This is a genomic window from Chromobacterium sphagni (assembly GCF_001855555.1).
Classification (GTDB): Bacteria; Pseudomonadota; Gammaproteobacteria; order Burkholderiales; family Chromobacteriaceae; genus Chromobacterium; species Chromobacterium sphagni.
Genome location: NZ_MKCT01000023.1, coordinates 1 through 21,168, shown reverse-complemented (window position 1 = coordinate 21,168; position 21,168 = coordinate 1). Strand labels below are relative to the sequence as shown.

At 64.5% G+C, this 21,168-nt stretch carries 22 protein-coding genes and 2 pseudogenes; 11 read left to right on the top strand and 13 right to left on the bottom strand.

Features of this window, described 5'->3' with window-relative positions; translation table 11 throughout:
* Positions 1-9: 9 nt before the first annotated feature.
* Complete coding sequence (mltA, locus tag BI344_RS11845) at positions 10-1,260, bottom strand: murein transglycosylase A (RefSeq protein WP_071113155.1); 1,251 nt, start codon at positions 1,258-1,260, stop codon at positions 10-12.
* Between the two features lie 211 nt (positions 1,261-1,471).
* Between mltA and BI344_RS11840 the strand changes: the two genes are divergently transcribed.
* Positions 1,472-1,786, top strand: coding sequence for a BON domain-containing protein (locus BI344_RS11840; RefSeq protein WP_083370191.1), 315 nt, complete (start codon positions 1,472-1,474; stop codon positions 1,784-1,786).
* Between the two features lie 72 nt (positions 1,787-1,858).
* Here BI344_RS11840 and lysA read toward each other — a convergent pair whose 3' ends face one another.
* The gene (lysA, locus tag BI344_RS11835) at positions 1,859-3,088 is read right to left on the bottom strand and encodes a diaminopimelate decarboxylase (protein ID WP_071113154.1); all 1,230 of its coding nucleotides are present in this window, start codon (positions 3,086-3,088) and stop codon (positions 1,859-1,861) included.
* Between the two features lie 117 nt (positions 3,089-3,205).
* Here lysA and BI344_RS11830 point away from each other — a divergent pair, with 117 nt between their 5' ends.
* Positions 3,206-4,123, top strand: coding sequence for a LysR family transcriptional regulator (locus tag BI344_RS11830; protein WP_071113153.1), 918 nt, complete (start codon positions 3,206-3,208; stop codon positions 4,121-4,123).
* Here the strand turns inward: BI344_RS11830 and BI344_RS11825 are convergent.
* Positions 4,120-5,094 carry a hypothetical protein gene (locus BI344_RS11825; RefSeq protein ID WP_139166973.1) on the bottom strand — a complete coding sequence of 325 codons (975 nt, stop codon included), beginning with the start codon at positions 5,092-5,094 and terminating at the stop codon, positions 4,120-4,122. The two genes, BI344_RS11830 and BI344_RS11825, sit on opposite strands and share 4 nt — an antisense overlap.
* Positions 5,095-5,634: 540 nt before the next feature.
* On the opposite strand from BI344_RS11825, the gene dtpA reads away from it, so the two are divergent.
* Positions 5,635-7,122 carry a dipeptide/tripeptide permease DtpA gene (gene dtpA, locus BI344_RS11820; RefSeq protein WP_071113151.1) on the top strand — a complete coding sequence of 496 codons (1,488 nt, stop codon included), beginning with the start codon at positions 5,635-5,637 and terminating at the stop codon, positions 7,120-7,122.
* 48 nt (positions 7,123-7,170) lie between these two features.
* On the opposite strand, the gene BI344_RS11815 is transcribed toward dtpA, so the two are convergent.
* Positions 7,171-7,878, bottom strand: a complete 708-nt coding sequence (locus BI344_RS11815) for an alanyl-tRNA editing protein (RefSeq protein ID WP_071113150.1) — start codon at positions 7,876-7,878, stop codon at positions 7,171-7,173.
* 150 nt (positions 7,879-8,028) lie between these two features.
* Between BI344_RS11815 and BI344_RS11810 the strand changes: the two genes are divergently transcribed.
* Positions 8,029-8,706: a pseudouridine synthase gene (locus tag BI344_RS11810; RefSeq protein WP_071113193.1), complete on the top strand. Its 678-nt coding sequence runs from the start codon at positions 8,029-8,031 to the stop codon at positions 8,704-8,706.
* A 69-nt stretch (positions 8,707-8,775) separates the two neighbouring features.
* On the opposite strand, the gene queF is transcribed toward BI344_RS11810, so the two are convergent.
* Together queF and murJ are read right to left on the bottom strand one after the other, a co-directional pair.
* Positions 8,776-9,615 carry an NADPH-dependent 7-cyano-7-deazaguanine reductase QueF gene (queF, locus tag BI344_RS11805; protein ID WP_071113149.1) on the bottom strand — a complete coding sequence of 280 codons (840 nt, stop codon included), beginning with the start codon at positions 9,613-9,615 and terminating at the stop codon, positions 8,776-8,778.
* A 57-nt stretch (positions 9,616-9,672) separates the two neighbouring features.
* Positions 9,673-11,208 carry a murein biosynthesis integral membrane protein MurJ gene (gene murJ, locus BI344_RS11800; RefSeq protein ID WP_071113148.1) on the bottom strand — a complete coding sequence of 512 codons (1,536 nt, stop codon included), beginning with the start codon at positions 11,206-11,208 and terminating at the stop codon, positions 9,673-9,675.
* 129 nt (positions 11,209-11,337) lie between these two features.
* On the opposite strand from murJ, the gene rpsT reads away from it, so the two are divergent.
* Together rpsT and BI344_RS11790 are read left to right on the top strand one after the other, a co-directional pair.
* A complete protein-coding gene (rpsT, locus tag BI344_RS11795; protein ID WP_071113147.1) occupies positions 11,338-11,601 on the top strand; it encodes a 30S ribosomal protein S20 in 264 nt (87 codons plus the stop codon).
* Positions 11,602-11,775: 174 nt separating this feature from the next.
* A complete protein-coding gene (locus tag BI344_RS11790; RefSeq protein ID WP_071113146.1) occupies positions 11,776-12,474 on the top strand; it encodes a glutamine amidotransferase in 699 nt (232 codons plus the stop codon).
* A 57-nt stretch (positions 12,475-12,531) separates the two neighbouring features.
* On the opposite strand, the gene BI344_RS11785 is transcribed toward BI344_RS11790, so the two are convergent.
* The 3 genes from BI344_RS11785 to fabI are packed head-to-tail and all read right to left on the bottom strand — an operon-like array spanning position 12,532 to position 15,423.
* Positions 12,532-13,683 carry an acetate/propionate family kinase gene (locus tag BI344_RS11785; protein WP_071113145.1) on the bottom strand — a complete coding sequence of 384 codons (1,152 nt, stop codon included), beginning with the start codon at positions 13,681-13,683 and terminating at the stop codon, positions 12,532-12,534.
* Positions 13,680-14,615, bottom strand: a complete 936-nt coding sequence (locus BI344_RS11780) for a phosphate acetyltransferase (RefSeq protein WP_071113144.1) — start codon at positions 14,613-14,615, stop codon at positions 13,680-13,682. Before BI344_RS11780 ends, BI344_RS11785 begins: the two co-directional genes overlap by 4 nt.
* Before the next feature lie 10 nt (positions 14,616-14,625).
* Positions 14,626-15,423: an enoyl-ACP reductase FabI gene (fabI, locus tag BI344_RS11775; protein ID WP_239690823.1), complete on the bottom strand. Its 798-nt coding sequence runs from the start codon at positions 15,421-15,423 to the stop codon at positions 14,626-14,628.
* A 237-nt stretch (positions 15,424-15,660) separates the two neighbouring features.
* Between fabI and BI344_RS11770 the strand changes: the two genes are divergently transcribed.
* The 5 genes and pseudogenes from BI344_RS11770 (at position 15,661) to BI344_RS26310 (ending at position 19,419) form a co-directional block, all read left to right on the top strand.
* Entirely contained in the window at positions 15,661-15,912 is a 252-nt protein-coding gene (locus BI344_RS11770; RefSeq protein WP_071113143.1) for an FmdB family zinc ribbon protein, read from the top strand.
* The gene (locus BI344_RS11765; protein ID WP_071113142.1) at positions 15,912-16,589 is read left to right on the top strand and encodes a DUF502 domain-containing protein; all 678 of its coding nucleotides are present in this window, start codon (positions 15,912-15,914) and stop codon (positions 16,587-16,589) included. The genes BI344_RS11770 and BI344_RS11765 overlap by 1 nt, the downstream gene beginning before the upstream one ends.
* Before the next feature lie 77 nt (positions 16,590-16,666).
* Positions 16,667-18,469 (top strand): aspartate--tRNA ligase, encoded by a 1,803-nt coding sequence (gene aspS, locus BI344_RS11760; RefSeq protein WP_071113141.1) that lies wholly within the window; start codon positions 16,667-16,669, stop codon positions 18,467-18,469.
* Positions 18,470-18,805: 336 nt separating this feature from the next.
* A pseudogene (locus tag BI344_RS26315) lies at positions 18,806-19,188 on the top strand (redoxin domain-containing protein); the annotation flags it as partial.
* An 87-nt stretch (positions 19,189-19,275) separates the two neighbouring features.
* Entirely contained in the window at positions 19,276-19,419 is a 144-nt protein-coding gene (locus BI344_RS26310; RefSeq protein ID WP_479415223.1) for a hypothetical protein, read from the top strand.
* A gap of 93 nt (positions 19,420-19,512) precedes the next feature.
* Here BI344_RS26310 and BI344_RS24840 read toward each other — a convergent pair whose 3' ends face one another.
* The 4 genes and pseudogenes from BI344_RS24840 to BI344_RS11730 all read right to left on the bottom strand — a co-directional run.
* A complete protein-coding gene (locus tag BI344_RS24840; RefSeq protein ID WP_071113140.1) occupies positions 19,513-19,731 on the bottom strand; it encodes a hypothetical protein in 219 nt (72 codons plus the stop codon).
* Positions 19,731-20,533 (bottom strand): annotated as a pseudogene (locus BI344_RS25230) (MFS transporter). The gene BI344_RS24840 and the pseudogene BI344_RS25230 overlap by 1 nt, the downstream one beginning before the upstream one ends.
* A gap of 20 nt (positions 20,534-20,553) precedes the next feature.
* Positions 20,554-20,736, bottom strand: a complete 183-nt coding sequence (locus BI344_RS25225) for a hypothetical protein (RefSeq protein WP_071113137.1) — start codon at positions 20,734-20,736, stop codon at positions 20,554-20,556.
* A gap of 125 nt (positions 20,737-20,861) precedes the next feature.
* On the bottom strand, positions 20,862-21,168 hold a 307-nt coding region (locus BI344_RS11730; RefSeq protein WP_479415222.1), incomplete at its 5' end, for a GDSL-type esterase/lipase family protein.

Below are 21,168 nucleotides of genomic sequence, written 5' to 3'. Positions count from 1 at the left end.
CCCGTTTTATCACAGCGCGGAGGCGGGCGTCAGCCCTTTGGGGAGCAGCAGCCACATGCTGCCTTGCTGTTTCATCCGCCCGGCGTACATGCCGGCTTCGGTGCCGTAGCCCCAGAACAGGTCGGCGCGCAAGGCGCCCTTGATCGCGCTGCCGGTGTCTTGGGCGTGCACCAGCCGCGTCAGCGGCAGGGTGGAGTGTGGCCAGGTGGTGGACAGGTAGACCGGCGCGCCCAGCGGGATGTAGCGTGGATCGACGGCGATGCTGTAGCCGCCGGTCAGCGGCACGCCCAGCGCGCCTACCGGTCCGCCGTTGTCGCCCGGCATGACCTTGAAGAAGATATAGCTGGGGTTGACCGCGAACAGTTCGTCGCGGCGTTGCGGATTGCGCGCGAGCCAGTCTTTGATGCCTTGCATCGAGGCGTCGCCCAGCGTCATCTGGCGCTGGTCTACCAGCCACTTGCCTATCGACTGGTAGGGATAGCCGTTCTGGTCGGCGAAACCCACGTGGATGAAGCTGCCGTCGTCCAACTGGATGCGGCCGGAGCCTTGCACCTGCAGGAAAAACAGCTCTACCGGGTCTTCCACCCAGGCGATCACCGGCGCATTGCCGCTGATGCTGCCCTGATTGATCTGGCCGCGGGTGAAATAGGGCAGCAGGCGCGAGCCCGACAGCCGGCCCTTCAGCCGGCTGCCGCGCGGGTCGGCGGGGAAGTCGGCCGGGTTGATCTCGATATCGCCGGAGGCGGCCAGCACCAGCCGGCCCGGCGCGGCCTGTTTGGCGCGCAGCGCGCCGCGGCCGCGCTGGCTGGCGGGGACGTCGACGCTGACCATGTCGCGAGGCACGCCGTATACCGGCCACGGCGTGCGCTCGGAGCGGGTGCGGCTGCCGCTGAGCAGCGGTTCGTAATAGCCGGTGACCAGGCCGCTGTCGCGGTTGCCGTCATGCAGCTTCCAGGCGGTGAAGCGGTTTTCGAAGAAGCGGCGCACGGCGTCGCCGTCGTTTTCCTGCAATTGGCCGGCTTCGCGGCAGACTCCGCTCCAGGCCGATTTCTTCTGCAGCGGCTTGCAGCTTTGCTTCAGCGCTTGCAGCGAATCCTCCAGCGTCTGGCTGTTCCAGGCGGGCAGGGCGGCCAGGCTGCTGGTTTCATTGCCGCTGGAAGGGTGTTGCGGGAAGCTGCTGGGCGGGGTGGTGCCACAGCCGGCGAGGATCAACAAGGCCAGCCATAGCGGCCAGCGTTTCGGGGACAGGATGTGCGTCATGCCTACTGGCCGTGGCGGCCTTCTCTTGATGGATGGGGTGGATTGTAACCTGCGTGTCGCGCAGCGTGTCGCTGGAATGTTGCAGTTGGCTCAATGTCATTGAGTTGCAACAAAACGGAAAAGTTTCACCGCTAACATGGTGGCGTTCCGTGTGGTCCGCCGGATGTGGATCGTGCCAGCCGGCATTTGTCGCGAGAAATTGGAGAAGATGATGAAACGTTTTGCAAGCCAAACCCTGCTGCTGGCCGCACTGGCCTTCTCTGGCGCTTTCGCCAGCCACGCTTACGCCGACGGCGCCGTTGCCGTGGCCGCGCCGACCGATGCCGAGTTGGCCTCCGCCGTCAAGCAGGCGCTGGACGCCGATTCCGAGTTGAAGGCGCTGGACTTGAAGGTCAGCAGCAGCAAGGGCGAAGTGACCATCGAAGGCCAGATGAGCGACGACCAGCAGATGTTCAAGGCCGGCCAGATCGCCGAGCAGGTTCCGGGCGTCAAGTTCGTGATCAACAAGATGGAACAGAAAAGCTGATCATCCCCAAGGATGAAGGAATGTGCGAAAAGGCCGGGCGTCGCCCGGCTTTTTCGCATGTGTTGCCCAGGGTCAGGCTTCCAGCGCCAGCAACTCGGCCATGGTCTGGCGGCGGCGGATCTGGCGGACCTGGTCGCCGTCGACCAGAACCTCGGCCAGCAGCGGCCGGCTGTTGTAGTTGGAGGACATGCTGGCGCCGTAAGCGCCTGCGTCGTGGAAGACCAGCCAGTCGCCGATCTCGGCCGGCGGCAACGGCCGGATTTCCACCGTGCCGCCTTCCTGTTGGGTGAACACGTCGCCGGATTCGCACAAGGGGCCGGCGACGACGGTGTCGATGCTGCCGGATTTAGGCGCGCCTTGGCGGTCCAGAATCGAGATGTGGTGGTAGCTGCCATACAGCGATGGCCGCATCAGGTCGTTGAAGCCGGCGTCCACCAGCACGAAATGGCGGCTGCCCATGTTTTTCACCGCCCGCACTTCGGACAGCAGCACGCCGGACTCGGCGACCAGGAAGCGGCCGGGTTCGATTTCCAGCCGCAACGGGTGGCCCAGCCGGGCCGCTATCCGCCGCCGCGCCTCGTCCCACAGCTGGAAATAGTGCTGGGGATCGATGCGGACTTCGCCGTCGCGGTAGGGGATGGACAGGCCGCCGCCAGCCGAAATGGCCTCGATGTCGCAGCCCAGTCGCTCAACCAGTTCCACCATCGCGCCGCATACCTGCCGCAGGTGGCCGTAGTCGACGCCGGAGCCGATGTGCATGTGCACGCCCACCAGTTTCAGCTTGTATTGGCGGACCGCCGCCAGCGCCTGCTCCAGCTCGGCGTGCCAGATGCCGTGTTTGCTGTTTTCGCCGCCGGTATTGGTTTTCTGGCTGTGGCCATGGCCGAAGCCGGGGTTGATGCGCAGCCACACCGGATGGCCCGGGGAGACTGCGCCCAGTTGCCTCAGCATGTCTATCGAGCCGGCGTTGACCGGGATGCCGCGCTCCACCACCTTGGCCAGCGTGGCGTGGTCCAGCACGTCGGCGGTGAACACGATGTCGGCCTCTTCGCCGCCGCTCTGGTAGCCGGCGGCCAGCGCGCGCTCTATCTCGCCCAGCGACACCGCGTCCACTTTCACGCCCTGTTCGCGCATCAGCCGCAGGATGTGGATGTTGGAGTTGGCCTTCTGCGCGTAGCGGATCACGTCGAACGACCGCAGTTCGGCGATGCGCTGGCGGATGGTGCCGGCGTGGTAGACCCACAAGGGAGCGTTGTGCTGGCGGGCGATGTCGGCGAGCTGGCGGGTGTCGAATGCGTGCATGCTGATGGTTCCGGATAGGTTTGTCCCATCATCAGCCGCTTTTTAGCAAAAATAAAATAGCAATTTGTGGCTATGTCTTTCATTTATGATATGGATTGATTTTTATCGGGGCTGGCCATGTCCATTAATCTGCGTCATATCGAAGTGTTCCGCGCAGTGATGACCAGCGGCAGCGTCAGCGGCGCCGCGCGCCTGCTGCATACCTCTCAGCCCACTGTCAGCCGTGAGCTGGCGCGTTGCGAACAGCTGTTGGGGCTGGTGCTGTTCGAGCGTAGCCGGGGGAGGTTGCGGCCCACCCAGCAGGCGCTGCAGCTGTTTGCCGAGGTGGAGCGCAGCTTTGTCGGCCTGGAGCGCATCGTCGGCAGCGCGGCCGCCATCCGCCAGTTCGCCGGCGGCCAACTGGCCATCGCCTGCCTGCCGGTGTTCGCCCAGGCGCTGTTGCCGGCGGTATGCGCGGAGTTCGTCGAGCGTTTTCCCGATGTCGGCATCGACATCAGCCCGCAAGAGTCGCCGTGGCTGGAGGAGTGGCTGTCGGCGCAACGCTTCGACCTGGGGCTGACCGAACAGCAGCAGGCGCCGGCCGGCTGCCAGCTGCAGCCCTTGTGGCAGGGCGATGAATTGTGCGTGCTGCCGGAGGGGCATCCGCTGGCGGCGAAAAACCGGCTGCGGGCGGCGGACTTCGCCGGGCAGTCCTTCATCAGCCTGGCCGCCAGCGACAGTTACCGCCAGCAGGTGGATGCCTGGTTCGCCCGCGAGGGGGTAGAACGGCGGCTGCAGCTGTCCAGCCACAGCGCCGCTTCGGTGTGCGCGATGGTGCGGCTGGGACTGGGCCTGGCCATCGTCAATCCGCTAACCGCGCTGGCGGAGGCCGGCAATGGCCTGGCGGTGCGGCCGCTGGCGGCGTCGATTCCCTTCTGCGTGCAGCTGGCGCTGCCGCAGTTCCGCCCGGCCTCGCCGCTGCCGCAGCAGTTTGCCGATTTGCTGCGGCGGCAGGCGGCGGTGCTTGACCGGCAACTGGCCGCTCTGGTGGCTTAGGGCTTGGCGGTGGCCCAGGACTTGGGATTGGCCTCCTCGGACTTGGGCTTGTCCGGACAGTCGCTGGCGAACAGACAGCACCATTCCGGCTTGGCCGGGCACATCTGCGCCACTTGGTTCCAGGTCTTGGCCGGGTCGGGTTTCTCCGCGCGGAAATTGTCGTAGTTCTGGCTGACGATCGGGGCGTCCGGTTCCGGGCTGGGGTCGCCGGAGAAGTAGAACGATTGCGGATGGCGGTAGGGCTTGCCGGCGGGCGCGCCGGAGTCGCGCGCCGCTTTTTTGTTGAAGGCGTAGCCGAACAGGATTTTCTGCGGTCCCACCAGCCGTGAGTAGGCTTGCAGGCTGTTGTCCAGATGGCTGCTTTCCGCTTGGTTGTAGGGCAGGTGGCGGATGAAGTCCTGCCGCGGCGGGTGGTTGTTCAGCGAAAACTGGCAGCATTGCGGCGTGCCGGGCGGTCTATCGGCGTAGCGCAGGAAATAGGCCTTGTTGCCGAGCGAGACGAAGCTGCAGCTGTAGTGGTTGCTGCCGGGGAAGATTGGCAGGCAGCGCTTGTCGTAGTGTTCCATCATCGCGCCTGCGCCATCGCCGTCGGCAGGCACGTAACTGGCGTCGTAGTAGCTGGCGCCGTAGGACACTTCGTAGTCGTCCGGGCTCAGGCCGGCCGGCGGCGAAGCGTAGGGCGGCGGATATTGTTCGTAGTTTTTGAACACCCGGTACATGGTCCATTCGCTGACCCACCACTTGGGAAACAGCGGGTTGCTGGGCTGGCCGGGCTGGCGCGGATAAGTGCAGTTGAAGGGCGGCAGGCACCACTTTTCATTGTGCACGCCGCCGGTGTAGTAGGTGTGGCGCAGGCGGGCGGCCAGTTCCTGCCAGGGCAGCGGGGTGGGGTCGAAAGGCGGGTTGGGCGCGGCTTGGGCCCCAAGGGCCAGCAGACACAATAGTGGAAGGCTTAGGCGGGGCAACGGCATGGCGGGCTTCCTCTTCTCTATGGGCTTACTTGGAGGAATAGTCCGCGTGGATGCCAGCCGTGCTGTTCTTTCGATCAGTTTATTCCGTGGCGTTCTTGTCAGTGGCCATCGAAATGGGGTTTCAAGCCTGCGGGTCTTGTTTGCAATTAAATTCTAAAAATAAACATTTTTTGGAATTTAAATTCATTTGGAAATGTTTTTTAAAAACCTTCACGTAAAATTAACCAATGCTTAATCAGATCGTGTTGGTGCCATTGGGATATCTGGGCCGGATTCCGGCCGCCTGCGTTGACAGCTGCGACCGTATGCTTCATCAATAGTTCCTGAACGCTATCTTTCATCAATCCAAGCCGATAATTTCGGTGTTTCTCTGATCGATGGCGGAAGTTTGCTTAACTTTTCAGTAGTGACCACTGTCTGTCCCACCCTGGCGTGACCGGCAACGGCCGGCGCGCTGCGCGTCTTGTCGTCGTCACCGATCCGGCCTGCAGAAGTCTTGACCTGGGTTCGCAGCAGCTGTGGCATCACGAGGAACCCAATATGACGTCGACCGCGCTCAATCCCTTGCGGCAACCCAAGCCGTTTTATCTGATCTTCTCGATCGAATTCTGGGAACGTTTCGGCTTTTACGGCTTGCAGGGCATTCTGGCCGTCTATCTGGTGAAGGCGCTGGGCCTGCGCGAGGCCGATTCCTTCACGCTGTTCTCGTCCTTCATCGCGCTGGTCTACGGTCTGGTGGCGGTGGGCGGCTGGCTGGGCGATAAGGTACTGGGCACCAAGCGCACCATTCTGCTGGGCGCGCTGGTTCTGACCGCCGGCTACGCGATGGTGACGGCTTCCGCCGACCACATCAGCCTGCTTTACCTGGGTATGGGCACCATCGCGGTGGGCAACGGTTTGTTCAAGGCCAATCCTTCGTCGCTGCTGTCCAAGTGCTACGAGGAGAACGATCCTCGCCTGGATGGCGCCTTCACCATGTACTACATGGCGATCAACGTCGGTTCGCTGCTGTCGATGCTGGCCACGCCGTGGTTGGCCGACCAGTTCGGCTATGCCCACGCCTTCGCGCTGTCGGTGGCCGGCATGCTGATCACAGTCGCCAATTTCCTGCTGATGCAGAGCTGGGTGAAGGACTACGGTTCCGCCGCCGACTTCAAGACGCCCAAGCTGTCCACCTGGCTGGCGGTATTGGCGGGCGTGGTAGCGTTCTGTCTGATCGCCGCGCTGCTGCTCAAGCATTCGCTGATCGCCAACATCGTGCTGGCGGTGCTGTCCATCGGTGTGATCGGCGTGTTCGCCAAGGAAACGCTGGCGCTGCAGGGCACCGAGCGCAAAAAGATGATCGTCGCCGCCATCCTGATGCTGCAGGCCACGGTGTTCTTCGTGCTGTACAACCAGATGCCGCTGTCGCTGAACTTCTTCGCCATCCACAACACCGTGCACGAACTGTTCGGCATCGCGGTGCAGCCGGAGCAGTTCCAGTCGCTGAACCCGTTCTGGATCATGCTGGCCAGCCCGCTGCTGGCGCTGTGCTACAACAAGCTGGGCAACCGCCTGCCGATGCCGCACAAGTTCGCCATCGGCATGGTGCTGTGCGCCGGCGCCTTCCTGGTGCTGCCGCTGGGCGCCAAGTACGCCAACGCCCAGGGCCTGGTGTCGTCCAACTGGATGGTGCTCAGCTACCTGCTGCAAAGCATAGGCGAGTTGCTGATTTCCGGCCTGGGCTTGGCGATGGTGGCGCAGTTGGTGCCGCAGCGGCTGATGGGCTTCATCATGGGCGCCTGGTTCCTCACCTCGGCGGCGTCGTCTGTGATAGCCGGCTGGGTGGCGGGCCTGACCGCAGCGCCGGACAATGTGACCGATCCGCTGGCGACGCTGGAGATTTACAGCCGCGTGTTCACCCAGATCGGGGTGGTGACCGGCGGCATCGCCCTGGTCACCATCGTCATCGCGCCGTGGCTGCACCGGATGACGCTGGACGAGAAAGCGGAGAAACCGGAGCACGAGCTGGCGCTGGACGCGCGCTGAGCCTGACGCCCATCCGGACAGTAACGGGGGCTTAGGCCCCCGTTTGCTTTAATCGGCCAGTTCGATCACCACCCGCTTGTTGCGCGCGCCCTTGTTTTCCATCTTCTTCACCCGCACCCGGCCGATTTCGCCGGTGCGCGCCACATGGGTGCCGCCGCAGGGCTGCAGGTCGACGCCGGCCACTTCCACCAGACGGATCTCTGGCAAATGCAGCGGCGGCGTCACCGACATGGTCTTGATCAACTCCGGCTGCGCCTTCAGCGCCTCGCCGCTGGTCATGCGTATTCCCACCGCCAGATCCTGCGCGATCAGCTGGTTGAGGCGGGTCTCGATATCGTCCTTGTCCAGCTCCATGCCTTCGGGCAGGTCGAAGTCCAGCCGGCCGGATTCTGCGGTGAGGTTGCCGCCGGTGACGCCCAGCGGGATCACCACCGACAGCAAATGCAGACAGGTGTGTATCCGCATGTGGCGGTGGCGGCGTTCCCAGTCCAGCTCCAGCGTCACCGCGGTGCCGGGCGCGAGGAGGACGTCGCCCTCGGTCTGGTGCAGGATGGCGCGGCTTTCGCGGTCGCGGCGGGTGTCGACGATGCGCAGCGCGCCGCCGTCCTCCAGCCTCAGCGTGGCGCTGTCGCCGGGCTGGCCGCCGCCCAGCGGATAGCACAGCGTGTCTTCCAGGACCAGGCCGGCATCGCCGTGGTTGAGCACGCGGGTGGCGAGGCGGGTTTGATAAGGATCTTGATAGAATTGTTCTGCCATGGTGCTTCCTTTGTCGTCTTGTCAGGGTAGGGTGATGGCTGCGCCGGCGGATTTCAAGTGACAGCGCCGCGAACAAAAGGTGGTAACAGCTTGTCGCGCAAGGCTTTAGCGCCGATAATCGCCGCCAATCGTTTTTTTGGACCGCAGTCGATGCAAGAACATAATCTGGAACACTACAATCCACCGCCGGACACCGGCCTTTCCGTGATCTACGCCGACAGCTGCCTGCTGGTGCTGGACAAGCCCTCCGGCCTGCTGTCGGTACCGGGACGCGGCGAGGACAAGGCCGACTGCCTGATCAGCCGCGCGCAGAAGGAATACCCGGACGCCTTGACCGTGCACCGGCTGGACATGGCCACTTCCGGCCTGGTGGTGATGGGACGCGGTCCGGCAATGCAGCGCGCGCTGTCGATCGCCTTCATGGAGCGCAAGGTGAAGAAGCGCTACATCGCGGTGGTGGACGGCATTGTCGAGACCAATAGCGGCGTGATAGACCTGCCGCTGAGCATAGACTGGCCGAACCGGCCGCGGCAGAAGGTGGATCTGGAGTGTGGCAAGCAAGCCATCACCCATTACCGGGTGATCTCGCGCGACACCGGCCGCGACCTCACCCGGGTGGAGCTGGACCCGCAAACCGGCCGCGCCCACCAGCTGCGCATGCACATGCTGCATCTGGACATGGGGCACCCGATACTGGGCGACGACATCTACGCGCCGCCGGAGGTGCTGGCCAAGGCCGACCGCCTGTTGCTGCACGCATCAAGGCTGGTGTTGCGGCATCCGGTGACGTTCGAGGAGATGGAGTTCGAGGCGCCGGCACCGTTCTGACGCCGTGCTGGACTGCAAACAAAAAGGGATGCCATTCAGGCATCCCTTTTTTTGTCCGCCGCCGGCGCCTTACTGGCGCGCGGCGCGGACGTTGTCCTGCGGCGCGGATTCGAAATTGCTGCGCCAGGGGTTGATGTCCAGGCCGCCGCGGCGGGTGTAGCGGGCATAGACGGTGAGCTGTTCCGGCGCGCAGGCGCGCAGCACGTCGACGAAGATGCGCTCCACGCACTGTTCGTGGAATTCATTGTGCTGGCGGAAGCCTATCAGGTAGCGCAGCAGCGCCTCGCGGTCTATCCGCGGGCCGGTGTAGCGGATGGCCACACTGCCCCAGTCCGGCTGGCCGGTGACCAGGCAGTTGGACTTCAAGAGATTGCTGCACAGCGTCTCGCTAACGATGTCGGCCGCGTCGGCCTGGAGAATGTGCGGGCAGGGCGCGTAGCTGTCCACTGCGATATCCAGATCGTCGATGTATTCCCCAGCCAGCTCTCGCACCTGTTCGGCGGCGAAGTCGCGCGGCAGCGTGATGCCCACTTCCACTTGCGCGCCGGCGGCTTCGGACAGGTCGCCCGCCAACTGCGCCGCCAGCGCGGCGACGCTGTCCAGCCGCGTCTGGTTGTAGCTGTTTAGATACAGCTTGAACGATTTGGATTCGATCAGTCTGGGGCTGTCGGCAGGGATGCGGAAGGTGGCGATGGCCACCTGCGGCTTGCCGCGGGTGTTGAGCCAGGACAATTCGAAGCCGGTCCAGATGTCGACGCCGGCAAACGGCAGCGCCGTTTCCTCCACGCCTATCTCGTCGCGCTTGGTCTGGCGGGCGATGGGAAAAAGCAGGCTTTTGTCGTAATGGTCCTGGTAGCAGACGGTTTTGCCCAGCGGCGAATGTTCCGGGGTGGCGGCGTGAGTGTTCATATTCGGTTTCCTTGTACTGCCAGACCCTGGCCTGGCTGTTTTATAACGGCAGGCGCCTCAGTGTTCCTTGCGCATGAATTCGCGCGGGCGGAAGCCCAGCGCGTACAGCGAGGCGAAATAGGCGACGGCGCCGGCGGCGACCAGCAGGCTCAGCCAAAGCGCGCGCTGCCAGGCGCGGCCATGCCAGTCTATCGGCAGGTAGTGCTGGCAGGCCAGCAGCACCGCCGCCATCACCAGGATGGCCGCCGCCAGCCGCAGGAGGAAGCTTTGCCAGCCGGCGCCGGGGCGGTAGATGCCGCGCTGGCGCAGGCGGGTCAGCAGCAGGCCGGCGTTCAGGCAGGAAGCCAGGCCGATCGACAGCGCCAGGCCGGCGTGCTTGAGCGGAAACACGAAAGCCAGGTTCATCGCCTGGGTGGCGCACAGCGTGATCACGGCGATGCGCACCGGGGTCTTGATGTCTTGGCGCGCGTAGAAGCCGGGCGCCAGCACCTTCACCAGGATCAGGCCCAGCAGGCCGAAGGAATAGGCGATCACCGCCTGCTGCGACATCAGCGCGTCGTGCGGGGTGAACTTGCCGTACATGAACATGGTGTAGAGCAGCGGACCGGACAGCAGGCCCAGGCCCACGGTCGCCGGCACCGCCAGCAGCAGCGACAGGCGGATGCCCCAGTCCAGCAGCACGCTGAATTCGGCGTCGGACTTGCTGGCGGCGTGCTTGGACAAGGATGGCAGCAGGATGGTGCCGAGCGCCACGCCCAGCACGCCGGAGGGGAATTCCATCAGCCGGTCGGCGTAATACATCCACGACACGCTGCCGGTGGGCAGGAAGGAGGCGAAGGTGGAGTTGATCAGCAGGGAAATCTGCGCCACCGACACGCCGAAGATCGCCGGGCCCATCTGGCGGATTACCCGCCACACCTCCGGGTCGCGGAAGGCGAACGCCGGCCGGGCCAGCATGCTTATCTGCTTCAGGAAGGGCAGTTGCCATACCAACTGCACCAGGCCGCCGACGAACACCGCCCAGGCCAAGGCCATGATGGGCGGGTGGAAGTAATGGGTGAGCCACAGCGTGAACACGATGAAGCTGAGGTTGAGAAAGGTGGGAGTGAAGGCTGGGATGGAGAATTTGCCCCAGCTGTTCAGGATGCTGCCGGTCATCGACGACAGCGAGATGAAGAAGATATAAGGAAAGGACACCCGCAGGATGTCGGCGAACAGCGCGGCCTTGGCCGGCTCGCGGTAGAAGCCTGGCGCGGAGATCCACATGATCAGCGGCGCGAACAGCATGCCCAGCGCGGTGACCAGCAACAACACCGAGCCGAGCACGCCGGTGACTTTGGCGACGAATTGGCGGGTTTCCTCGTGTGTGCGGTTTTGCTTGTATTCGCCCAGTATCGGCACGAAAGCCTGCGAGAAGGCGCCCTCGGCGAACAGCCGCCGCAGCATATTGGGAATCTTGAAAGCGGCGTTGAAAGCGTCGGCGGACAGGCCGGCGCCGAAAGTCCGTGCGACCAGGGTATCGCGGACCAGGCCGAGAACGCGGGACACCATGGTCATGCTGCTGACTGCAGCCAGGGCCTTAAGCAGGTTCATTGGGAATTAGGCAACACAGGGCGGGTTGAGCAAGGCCGCTAGTTTACGCCGGCCCGTTTATTGTTGCAAAACCTGAGTTTAGGGCTTAGAATCGCGAGTTTCAGATTCCGCTCATCAGGAGATAGATTCATGGCTAACAGCGCACAAGCTCGCAAGCGTGCACGCACAGCCCTTAAGCAGCGCGCGCACAACGCCAGCCTGCGTACTGCGTTCCGTACCGCAGTTAAGAAAGTGCTCAAGGCAATCGAAGCCGGTGACAAGGCTGCCGCTAAGGTAGTATTCCACGCTTCCGAAAAAGTGATCGACCGCATTGCTGACAAGGGCGTGTTCCACAAGAACAAGGCTGCTCGTCACAAGAGCCGTCTGTCCTCGCAGATCAAGGCTATGGCCTGATCCTCAGCCCAGGCTGAAAAGAATACGCAAAGGCTCCGCAGCGCGGGGCCTTTTGTGTTCGGCAAACACCCCCGCCTGCATCGCGCAGCGGGGGTGTTTGCCGTCGCGCATCGACATTCCATGCGGATTTCACGATACTGGCTGTTCCAGCTTTAGCATAAGGAATGGGCCGCCATGAAAACCGCTATTGCCATTCGCCATCTGGCCTTTGAGGATCTGGGCATTCTGCAGCCGCTGCTGCAGGCGCGCGGCTTCCGCATCGAGTACCGCGAGGCCGGCGTGGACCGGCTGGACGGGCTGGCGCTGGAGCAGGTGGATTTATTGATCGCGTTGGGCGGGCCGATCGGCGCCTTCGACGACGAGCTTTATCCCTTCTTGGTCGACGAACTGGGCGCGATCCGGCGCCGGCTGCAGGCGCGCCGTCCGATTCTGGGCATCTGCCTGGGGGCGCAGCTGATGGCGCGGGCGTTAGGCGCGGGCGTGGCGGCGATGGGGCATAAAGAAATTGGTTTTGCCGAGCTGCAACTGACTGAGGCCGGCATGCGCTCGGCGCTGGCGCCGCTGGCCGACTCGCCGCTGGCGTTGCATTGGCATGGCGACCAGTTCGACATCCCGGACGGCGCGCAGCGGTTGGCGGCCAGCGCCCGGTGTCCGAACCAGGCTTTCGCCATCGGCAATCACGCGCTGGGCCTGCAGTTCCACCTGGAGGCCGATCCGCAGCGGCTGGAAAGCTGGCTGGTAGGCCATGCTTGCGAGCTGGCCGCCGCCGGCATCGATCCGCGCACGCTGCGCGAGCAGTGCCGCCGCCATGGCGAGATGCTGCGGCGGCAGGGCTCCCTGGTGTTCGCGCGCTGGCTGGACGGGCTGGGGTAAGCGCAGCGAGCGCTATTTTTGAGATGAGAACCGGCCCGCCTGCGCGGGCCTGCTGGTTTACAGCAGCCGGGCGGCCTGGCGCGCCATCTCGCCCTCTTCGTCGGTGGGCAGCACGTAGGCCGGCAGGCGGCTGGCGGCGGTGGTGAGGCGGCGGGCATGGGTCAGGTTGGCGGCGTGGTCTAGCTCGAAGCCCAGCCAGGACAGCTGCTGCAGTATTCTGGCGCGCACCTCGGCCGAGTGCTCGCCGATGCCGGCGGTGAAGATCAGTCCGTCCAGCCCCCTGAGCGCGCCGGCCAGGCTGGCCACTTCGCGCGCTGCCCGGTAGCAGAACAATTCCACCGCCTCGCGCGCGGCCGGCTGCTCGCTGTCCAGCAGCTCGCGCATGTCGGCGGAAATGCCGGACACCCCTAACAGGCCGGAGTTCTTGTACAGCTCGCGCCGCACATCCTTCACCCCCATGCCTTCATGTTCCTGCCAGTACAGGATCACTTCCGGGTCGATATAGCCGGGGCGGCTGCCCATCACCAGACCGTCCACCGCGGAGAAGCCCATGCTGGAGGCGATGCTGCGGCCAGACTCCAGCGCGCAGGCGCTGGCGCCGCTGCCCAGGTGGCACACCACCGTCTTGCGGTGGTCTAGATTCAGCTCCGGCAGGCGGCGGGCGATGGCGGCGTAGGACAGGCCGTGGAAGCCGTAGCGGCGCACGCCTTCGTCATGCCAGTGACGGGCGATGCCGAAGCGGGTGGCGATCACCGGCTGGCTGGCGTGGAAGGCGGTGTCGAAGCAGGCGATCTGCGGCAGCCGGCTGTCCATCGCGGCGAAGGCGTCTATCACCTCCAGGCTCACCGGCTGATGCAGCGGCGCCAGCGCGATGTAGTCCTCCAGCGCGCTTCTCACCTCGGCGTCTATCCGCACCGCCTGCACGAAGCGGTTGCCGCCATGCACCACCCGGTGCGCCAACGCCCGCGTTTCCAGCGCCTGGTCGGCCAGGCTGTCCAACACCGCCGCCAGCGCGGTGGCGTGTTCGGCATCGGGCAGCGCCTGCTCCTCCAGCGTCTGGCCTTTGGCGTTGGCTAGCTGCAGACGGGCGTTGTCGCTGCCGAAACGGTCCACCATGCCGCGGGCTAGCAAGATCTGGCCGTCGGCGCTGAAGGCGCGGAATTTCAGCGTGGCGGAGCCGGCGTTGATGGCCAGCAGGCAGGCGCTCATGGCCGTCCTCCGCCCTGGCGACGCTTGTGCGCCAGCAGATTGGCGATGGCGCTGGAGGCCAGGCGGCCGCTGGCGTCGTCGGCGCGGCTGGTCAGCACCATCGGCACCCGCGCGCCCATCACCACGCCGGCCGAGGCGGCGCCGGCCAGGTAGGTCAGCTGCTTGCCCAGCATATTGCCGGCCTCCAGGTCCGGCACCAGCAGGATGTCCGGGTCGCCAGCCACCGGCGAGACGATGCCCTTGCTGGCGGCGGCCTCCTTGGAGATGGCGTTGTCGAAGGCCAGCGGGCCGTCCAGGATGGCGCCGGTGATCTGGCCGCGGTCGGCCATCTTGCACAGCGCGGCGGCGTCCAGTGTCGAGCGCATCTCGGGATTGATGGTTTCCACCGCGGCCAGGATGGCCACCTTGGGGCAGGCGATGCCCAGCGCGTGGGTCAAGTCGATGGCGTTCTGGCAGATGTCGCGCTTGGTGATCAGGTCGGGCTCGATGTTGATCGCCGCGTCGGTGATGAACAGATAGCGCGGATAGCTTTCCACCTTCATCACCCAGATGTGGCTGATGCGGCGGTCGGTGCGGACGCCGGTGTCGCGCGCCAGCGCCGCGCTCATGAATTCGTCGGTGTGCAGGCTGCCCTTCATCAGGATGTCGGCGTAGCCGTCGCGCACCAGCTGCACTGCCCGTTCGGCGGCGGCGTGGCTGTGTTCCACGTCTATGCACTCGAAGCGCCGGAGGTCGATGCCCAGTTCGTCGGCCAGTTTTTTCAGCTTGGCCAGCGGTGCCACCAGGATGGGGGTGGCGATGCCGTTTTCCGCGGCCTCTACCGCGCCCAGCAACGATTCTCGGCTGCAGGGGTGGGCTACCGCCATCGGCAGCGGGCCCCGTTCGCGCGCCTGTTGCAGGATGTCGTCGAATGCGTGGTCGTCGTGCGTCATGCTGCGCTCCTCAAGCCTTGATGTGGTAGCCGCCGTCGACGTAGATGGTCTGGCCGGTGAGGCCGCTGGCGGCGTTGGAAATCAGGAAGGCGCAGGTGGCGCCCACTTCCTCGATGTCGACCAGGCGGTTCTGCGGCGCGCGGGCGATGGCGTCTTCGATCAATTGGTCGAAGTGGGCGATGCCGGAGGCGGCGCGGGTTTTCAGCGGGCCGGGCGACACCACGTGCACGCGGATGCGCTTGGGGCCCAGTTCGTTGGCGAGGTAGCGGGACACGCTCTCCAGCGCGGCCTTCACCGGGCCCATGATGTTGTAGTTCTCCACCACCTTGTCGGCGCCGTAGTAGCTCATGGTGATCAGGCTGCCGCCGTTCTGCATCAAGGGCTCGGCCAGGCGGGTCATTTCGATGAAGGAATAGCAGGACACGTGCATTGCCTGCTGGAAGCCAGCCAGCGAACAGTCGGTCACCCGGCCGTGCAGATCTTCCGCCGGGCAGTAGGCGATGGAGTGGATGATGAAGTCCAGCGTGCCCCAGTGTTTGGCGATCTGCTCGAACACCGTCCGCATCTGCTCCGGCTGCTCCACGTCCATCGGCATCACCAGCGGCGACTGCAAGGCCTCGGCCAGCGGCCGCACGTATTTCTCGGCCTTGGCGTTGAGGTAGGTGACCGCGCATTCCGCGCCCAGCTGGCGCAGCACGCTGGCGCAGCCGTAGGCTATGCTGTTCTCGTTGGCGATGCCGACGATCAGTCCTTTTTTGCCGGCGAGAATGTTGCGAATGCTTTCCATCTGACCTTCTTGGTAAACCATGTAGACCTCCGGGATAGCGTTGCGGGACGGTGTTGCGGGAAGCGGATGTGAAAGTGGTTTTTGTATTGCCGTTTCAGTCGGATATAATCACCGGTTTGCAAGGCGGCGCACTTGAGTTTGAAAGCCGGTGGCCGCACCTGTACAGTCAAGCCTGTACACAGTTTAGTTCCAAGTGTGGTGCAGTGCAGCATCCAAGGGTATTATGCCATTGTGGTCAATTGGCGGGGAAATAAAGCTATGCCGATCTATGAATATCGTTGCAGCGCCTGTGGCGTTGCCAAGGAACACCTGCAAAAACTCAGCGACGCGCCGGTTGCCAACTGCCCGGCCTGCGGCAGCGCCGACTATCGCAAGCAGTTGTCGGCCGCCGGCTTCCAGCTGAAGGGTTCGGGCTGGTACGCCACCGACTTCAAGGGCGGCGCCAGCGCCGCCAGCAGCAGCGATGGCGGCGGCGGCCACAGTTGCGGCACCGGCTGCGGTTGCGACTGATGTCGGTATCCCCCAAGATAAAAATGACCCTCAAGGGTTACCTGATCGCTGGTCTGGTCATCTGGCTGCCGCTGGCGGTGACCCTATGGGTGCTCAACCTGATCATCAGCTCGCTGGACCAGACGCTGACGCTGCTGCCGCGGGAGTGGCGGCCGGAGGCGCTGTTCGGCATGCATGTGCCAGGCCTGGGCGTGGTGTTCGCCGTGCTGGTGGTGATGGGCACCGGCATGCTGGCGGCCAATGTGCTGGGCCGCAAGCTAGTGGCGTTCTGGCACGGCCTGTTGTCGCGCACCCCGGTGGTGCGTTCGATCTACAACAGCGTCAAGCAGGTCAGCGACACGCTGTTCTCCGACTCCGGCAACGCCTTCAAGAACGCGCTGTTGGTGCGCTGGCCGCACCAGAACGCTTGGACCGTGGCCTTCCAGACCGGCACCCCGGCGCAGCAGGTGCTGCAATACGCTGAGGACGGCGAGGAGCTGGTCAGCGTCTACGTGCCGACCACCCCCAATCCCACCTCGGGCTACTTCATCGTGGTGCCGCGCAGCGACACCCGCCAACTGGACATGAGCGTGGACGACGCGCTCAAGTACGTCATCTCGATGGGCGTGGTGGTACCCAATCCGCCGCCGGAAGCCCAGCGTCCGCGCTTGAATGACGAACATAATCGGCAGGGCTAGGCCGTCACCCTGTCTAGCCCCTAAACGCCTTTCTCCCTTGCGGGAGCTTTACCGGATTCAATAAAAAGGTTTACCCAATGCGTACCGATTACTGTGGACTTATCGACAAGAAATACCTCGGCCAGACCGTCACGGTCAAAGGCTGGGCGCACCGCCGCCGCGACCACGGCGGCGTGATCTTCATCGACCTGCGCGACCGCGAGGGCCTGGTGCAGGTGGTGATCGACCCGGATACCCCGGAAGCGTTCAAGCTGGCCGACAGCAGCCGCAACGAATACGTGCTGTCGATCAGCGGCATCGTGCGCGAGCGCCCGGCCGGCACCGCCAACAGCAAGATGATCTCTGGCGAGATCGAGATCCTGGCCAAGGAAATCGAAATCCTCAACGCCGCGGCCACGCCGCCGTTCCAGATCGACGACGAGAACCTGTCGGAAAACGTCCGCCTGACCAACCGCGTGATCGATCTGCGCCGCCCGGCGATGCAGAAGAACCTGCGCCTGCGCTACCGCGTGGCGATGGGCGTGCGCAACCACCTGGACAAGCAGGGCTTCATCGACATCGAAACCCCGATGCTGACCCGCTCCACTCCGGAAGGCGCCCGCGACTATCTGGTGCCGTCGCGCGTGCACCCGGGCGAATTCTTCGCGCTGCCGCAATCGCCGCAGCTGTTCAAGCAGCTGCTGATGGTGGCCGGCTTCGACCGCTACTACCAGATCACCAAGTGCTTCCGCGACGAAGACCTGCGCGCCGACCGCCAGCCTGAATTCACCCAGATCGATATCGAAACCTCGTTCCTGAACGAGGACCAGATCATGGACATCACCGAAAATATGACGCAGGAGATTTTCCGCGACGTGATGGGGGTGGAGCTGGGCAAGTTCCCGCGCATGACCTATGGCGACGCGATGTTCTACTACGGCTCCGACAAGCCGGACATGCGCGTGTCGCTGAAATTCACCGAACTGACCGATCTGATGAAGACCGAGGAGTTCAAGGTGTTCCGCGGCGCGGCAGACATGGCGGGCGGCCGCGTGGTCGCCCTGCGCGTGCCCGGCGGCGCGGCGCTGTCGCGCAAGGAAATCGACGACTACACCCAGTTCGTCGGCATCTACGGCGCCAAGGGCCTGGCCTACATCAAGGTCAACGACAAGAGCAAGATCACCAACGACGAGAACAGCGGCCTGCAGTCGCCCATCGTCAAGTTCCTGTCGGTGAACGGCCTGAGCGAGATCATGGCCCGCACCGGCGCCGACGACGGCGACATCATCTTCTTCGGCGCCGACAAGGCCAAGGTGGTGAACGAGGCGATCGGCGCGCTGCGCATCAAGATCGGCCACGAGCGCGGCGAAGCCGGCGGCTACTTCGTGCGCGAATGGCGCCCGTTGTGGGTGGTGGACTTCCCGATGTTCGAGCACGACGAGGAAGCGGACCGCTGGACCGCCTGCCACCATCCATTCACCAGCCCCAAGGTCGGCCACGAGGACCTGATGGAAAGCAACCCGGGCGCCTGCCTGGCGCGCGCCTACGACATGGTGCTGAACGGCTGGGAAATCGGCGGCGGCTCCATCCGTATCCACCGCGCCGACGTGCAGGAGAAGGTGTTCGGCGCGCTGAAGATCACTCCGGAAGAGCAGCAGAACAAGTTCGGCTTCCTGCTGGACAACCTGAAGTTCGGCGCGCCGCCGCATGGCGGCCTGGCCTTCGGCCTGGACCGTCTGGTGACGCTGATGTGCGGCGCGGACTCCATCCGCGACGTGATCGCCTTCCCCAAGACCCAGCGCGCCCAGTGCCTGCTGACCAACGCGCCGAACGCGGTGGACGACAAGCAGCTGCGCGAACTGAACCTGCGCCTGCGCCAGAAGGCCGAGCCCAGCGCCTGAGCCTGACCGCGGCGAATCATAAAACGGACACCTGGGTGTCCGTTTTTTTTTCCGGCGGGGCGTCCATGGCTGGGGCGGCGGCTGGCGACCGCGCGCCCTTCGGTCTCCGGCAAGTCGCTTGAAACCTTGAGCGCTCATCCCCATATAAGTGTGATAAGCCAGTTGTGGCTGCGGGCCGCCCTGCTGTTGCGGCGATTGCAAAACTTTATCGCAACGATATCGATTTACAATTTGCCGGGTCCGGGCTGGCTGATTTATAAAGCCTCGCAATCCGCGACGTTTTCCGATGCCCGATCAGGGAAGCGTTGTCATACCAAGACCTTTAAGGAGATCCAAATGGCCGTACTCGTTGGCAAGCAAGCCCCCTTCTTCGCTGGTGAAAAAACCTTCTCCGCCGTGCTCGGCGATGGTCAGATCGTTGACAACTACTCCTTCAAGCAGGCCACCGCCGGCAAGTACGCCGTGGTGTTCTTCTATCCGCTGGACTTCACCTTCGTGTGCCCGTCGGAACTGATCGCCTTCGACCACGCCTGGCCGAATTCAAGGAACGCAACGTGGAAGTGATCGGCGTGTCCATCGACAGCCAGTTCACCCACGCCGCATGGCGCAACACTCCGGTGGAAAAGGGCGGCATCGGCCAAGTTGGCTACACCCTGGTGGCCGACATCCAGCACGAGCTGTGCCAGGCGTTCGACGTTCAGGCCGAAGGCGGCGTGGCCTTCCGCGGCTCCTTCCTGATTGACCGCTCCGGCGTGGTGCAGCACCAGGTGGTCAACAACCTGCCGCTGGGCCGCGACATCGGCGAAATGCTGCGCGTGGTTGACGCGCTGCAATTCACCGAAGAGCACGGCGAAGTGTGCCCGGCTGGCTGGAGCAAGGGCAAGAAGGGCATGAAGCCGTCCGCCGAAGGCGTGGCTTCCTACCTGGCCGAGAACGCCAAGGACCTGTAATCCCGCCTGAGGGATAGCCTGTCCTGACACCCCGCCCGCGCAAGCCGGCGGGGTGTTGTCTTGTCGGCGGGGGGGCGTGTATCAGCGGGGGCGTCAGCCGACCGGGGCCGGCCGCAGCATCTTCCTCAGGGCGCCGTGCTGGATCGCCACGCCCAGGCAGGCCACCAGCGCGCACAGCCACCACAGCGCCGCGCCGCCCAGATGGCCGTACAGCGCCGTGCCCAGCGCCGGCGCCACCAGGGTGCGGCCGTTCCAGGCGGCGTTGTACAGGCCGAGGTAGCTGCCGCGCAGCCGGCCTTCGGAGCGGTGCATCACCAGTGCGCGTAGCTGGGCGACAGCAACAGCTCGCCGAAGGTCAGCGTCACCATCATCAGGATGGGCCAGAGCACGCTGTGGCCGACGTTCAGCCACAGGAAGGAACAGCCGGTCAGCAGCACGCCGAGCTGGGTGCTGAGGCCCAGGCCCCAGCGCAGGATGCGGCGGCTGATGGGGAGCTGCAGCGCCACCACCATCAGGCCGTTGATGGTGAACAGATAGCCGACCCATTGCGGTCCGAGCTGGTAGTGTTCGCGCAGGAACAGCGCCAGCGTCACGTACATCTGGTCGAAGGCCAGCGTTATCAGGATCAGCGCGGCGATGCTGCGCAGAAAGCTGACGTCGCGCCACGGGCCGACTAGGGTGACGTCCGCCTGTTCGTCGCGGCGTCCGGGCTGGGTGCGCTCGCGCTGGCGGCGGTACGACCAGGCCAGCCAGCAGGCGGCCAGCAGCGTGCCGCTGGCGTTGGCGGCGTATACCCACTGGTAGCCATAGGCGGCGAGAAAGCCGCTGGTGACGCCGGCGATGGCCACCCCAGGTTGAACGCCACCCGCATCATGCCCTGGGCCACCGGCCGTTGCTGCGGGGTGCAGGGCTCCAGCGCCAGCCGCTGGTTGACCGGACGGAAACCGCCGTCGGCCATGCCGGACAGCACCAGCACCGGCATGAACAGCCATACTGGAATCTGCAGCGCCAGCAGCGCCATGCACAGGCCGGACAGGGACAAGGCCAGCACCGCCAGCGCCCGGCTGTCGAAACGGTCGCTCAGGCTGCCGCCCTTGAGCGAGCCTATCAGCATGCCGGCGCCGTAGAAGGCCATCAGCATGCCGATCTGCTGTAGGGCAGATGGTAGCCCTCGCGCAGGTACAGCGGCAGGAACAGCTTGGAAATGCCGCCGACGTTGTTGATGAAGCTGCACAGCACCTGGATGTAGACGCTGGGCGGCAGGCCACGGTATGGCCGCAGCCATCGCTGCAGGAAGGACGGGGTGTGGTTTGGCATGTGCGTGGGCCGGCGGGCCGTGGAGTTTTCGCGGGGCGAAGTGCCGAAGCGCCGCTGGCGGATGTTATTATGCGATTCGCCTATTCTGTTCGTGCTGATGCGAACAAGTCAATCATATTGCTGGATTATTTCACTGGCAGTTTCGCCTTCACCGTGCGCATCATGGTGATCTGCTTGTCGGCGCGCGGGTGCAGGCCATCGGGCTGGAAGCTGGCCAGATCGCCGGCGAAGCCCGCCACCAGTAGCGGCACGTAGGCCAGATGGTTGCTTTTGGCGATTTCATCATAGGCGGCGCGGAACTCGGCGCCGTAACGGGGGCCATAGTTCGGTGGCAGCGCCATGCCCACCAGCAGCACCCTGGTCTTGCGCGCTTGCGCCAGGTCGACCATGCGCTGCAGGTTCTGCCGCATGTCGGCCAGCGGCAAGCCGCGC

Excerpts from the sequence above, each read along its gene's own strand:
- mltA (WP_071113155.1), bottom strand. The coding sequence starts at position 1,260 with ATGACGCACATCCTGTCCCCGAAACGCTGGCCGCTATGGCTGGCCTTG.
- BI344_RS11840 (WP_083370191.1), top strand. The coding sequence starts at position 1,472 with ATGAAACGTTTTGCAAGCCAAACCCTGCTGCTGGCCGCACTGGCCTTC.
- lysA (WP_071113154.1), bottom strand. The coding sequence starts at position 3,088 with ATGCACGCATTCGACACCCGCCAGCTCGCCGACATCGCCCGCCAGCAC.
- BI344_RS11830 (WP_071113153.1), top strand. The coding sequence starts at position 3,206 with ATGTCCATTAATCTGCGTCATATCGAAGTGTTCCGCGCAGTGATGACC.
- BI344_RS11825 (WP_139166973.1), bottom strand. The coding sequence starts at position 5,094 with ATGCCGTTGCCCCGCCTAAGCCTTCCACTATTGTGTCTGCTGGCCCTT.
- dtpA (WP_071113151.1), top strand. The coding sequence starts at position 5,635 with ATGACGTCGACCGCGCTCAATCCCTTGCGGCAACCCAAGCCGTTTTAT.
- BI344_RS11815 (WP_071113150.1), bottom strand. The coding sequence starts at position 7,878 with ATGGCAGAACAATTCTATCAAGATCCTTATCAAACCCGCCTCGCCACC.
- BI344_RS11810 (WP_071113193.1), top strand. The coding sequence starts at position 8,029 with ATGCAAGAACATAATCTGGAACACTACAATCCACCGCCGGACACCGGC.
- queF (WP_071113149.1), bottom strand. The coding sequence starts at position 9,615 with ATGAACACTCACGCCGCCACCCCGGAACATTCGCCGCTGGGCAAAACC.
- murJ (WP_071113148.1), bottom strand. The coding sequence starts at position 11,208 with ATGAACCTGCTTAAGGCCCTGGCTGCAGTCAGCAGCATGACCATGGTG.
- rpsT (WP_071113147.1), top strand. The coding sequence starts at position 11,338 with ATGGCTAACAGCGCACAAGCTCGCAAGCGTGCACGCACAGCCCTTAAG.
- BI344_RS11790 (WP_071113146.1), top strand. The coding sequence starts at position 11,776 with ATGAAAACCGCTATTGCCATTCGCCATCTGGCCTTTGAGGATCTGGGC.
- BI344_RS11785 (WP_071113145.1), bottom strand. The coding sequence starts at position 13,683 with ATGAGCGCCTGCCTGCTGGCCATCAACGCCGGCTCCGCCACGCTGAAA.
- BI344_RS11780 (WP_071113144.1), bottom strand. The coding sequence starts at position 14,615 with ATGACGCACGACGACCACGCATTCGACGACATCCTGCAACAGGCGCGC.
- fabI (WP_239690823.1), bottom strand. The coding sequence starts at position 15,423 with ATGGTTTACCAAGAAGGTCAGATGGAAAGCATTCGCAACATTCTCGCC.
- BI344_RS11770 (WP_071113143.1), top strand. The coding sequence starts at position 15,661 with ATGCCGATCTATGAATATCGTTGCAGCGCCTGTGGCGTTGCCAAGGAA.
- BI344_RS11765 (WP_071113142.1), top strand. The coding sequence starts at position 15,912 with ATGTCGGTATCCCCCAAGATAAAAATGACCCTCAAGGGTTACCTGATC.
- aspS (WP_071113141.1), top strand. The coding sequence starts at position 16,667 with ATGCGTACCGATTACTGTGGACTTATCGACAAGAAATACCTCGGCCAG.
- BI344_RS26310 (WP_479415223.1), top strand. The coding sequence starts at position 19,276 with ATGCTGCGCGTGGTTGACGCGCTGCAATTCACCGAAGAGCACGGCGAA.
- BI344_RS24840 (WP_071113140.1), bottom strand. The coding sequence starts at position 19,731 with ATGCACCGCTCCGAAGGCCGGCTGCGCGGCAGCTACCTCGGCCTGTAC.
- BI344_RS25225 (WP_071113137.1), bottom strand. The coding sequence starts at position 20,736 with ATGCCAAACCACACCCCGTCCTTCCTGCAGCGATGGCTGCGGCCATAC.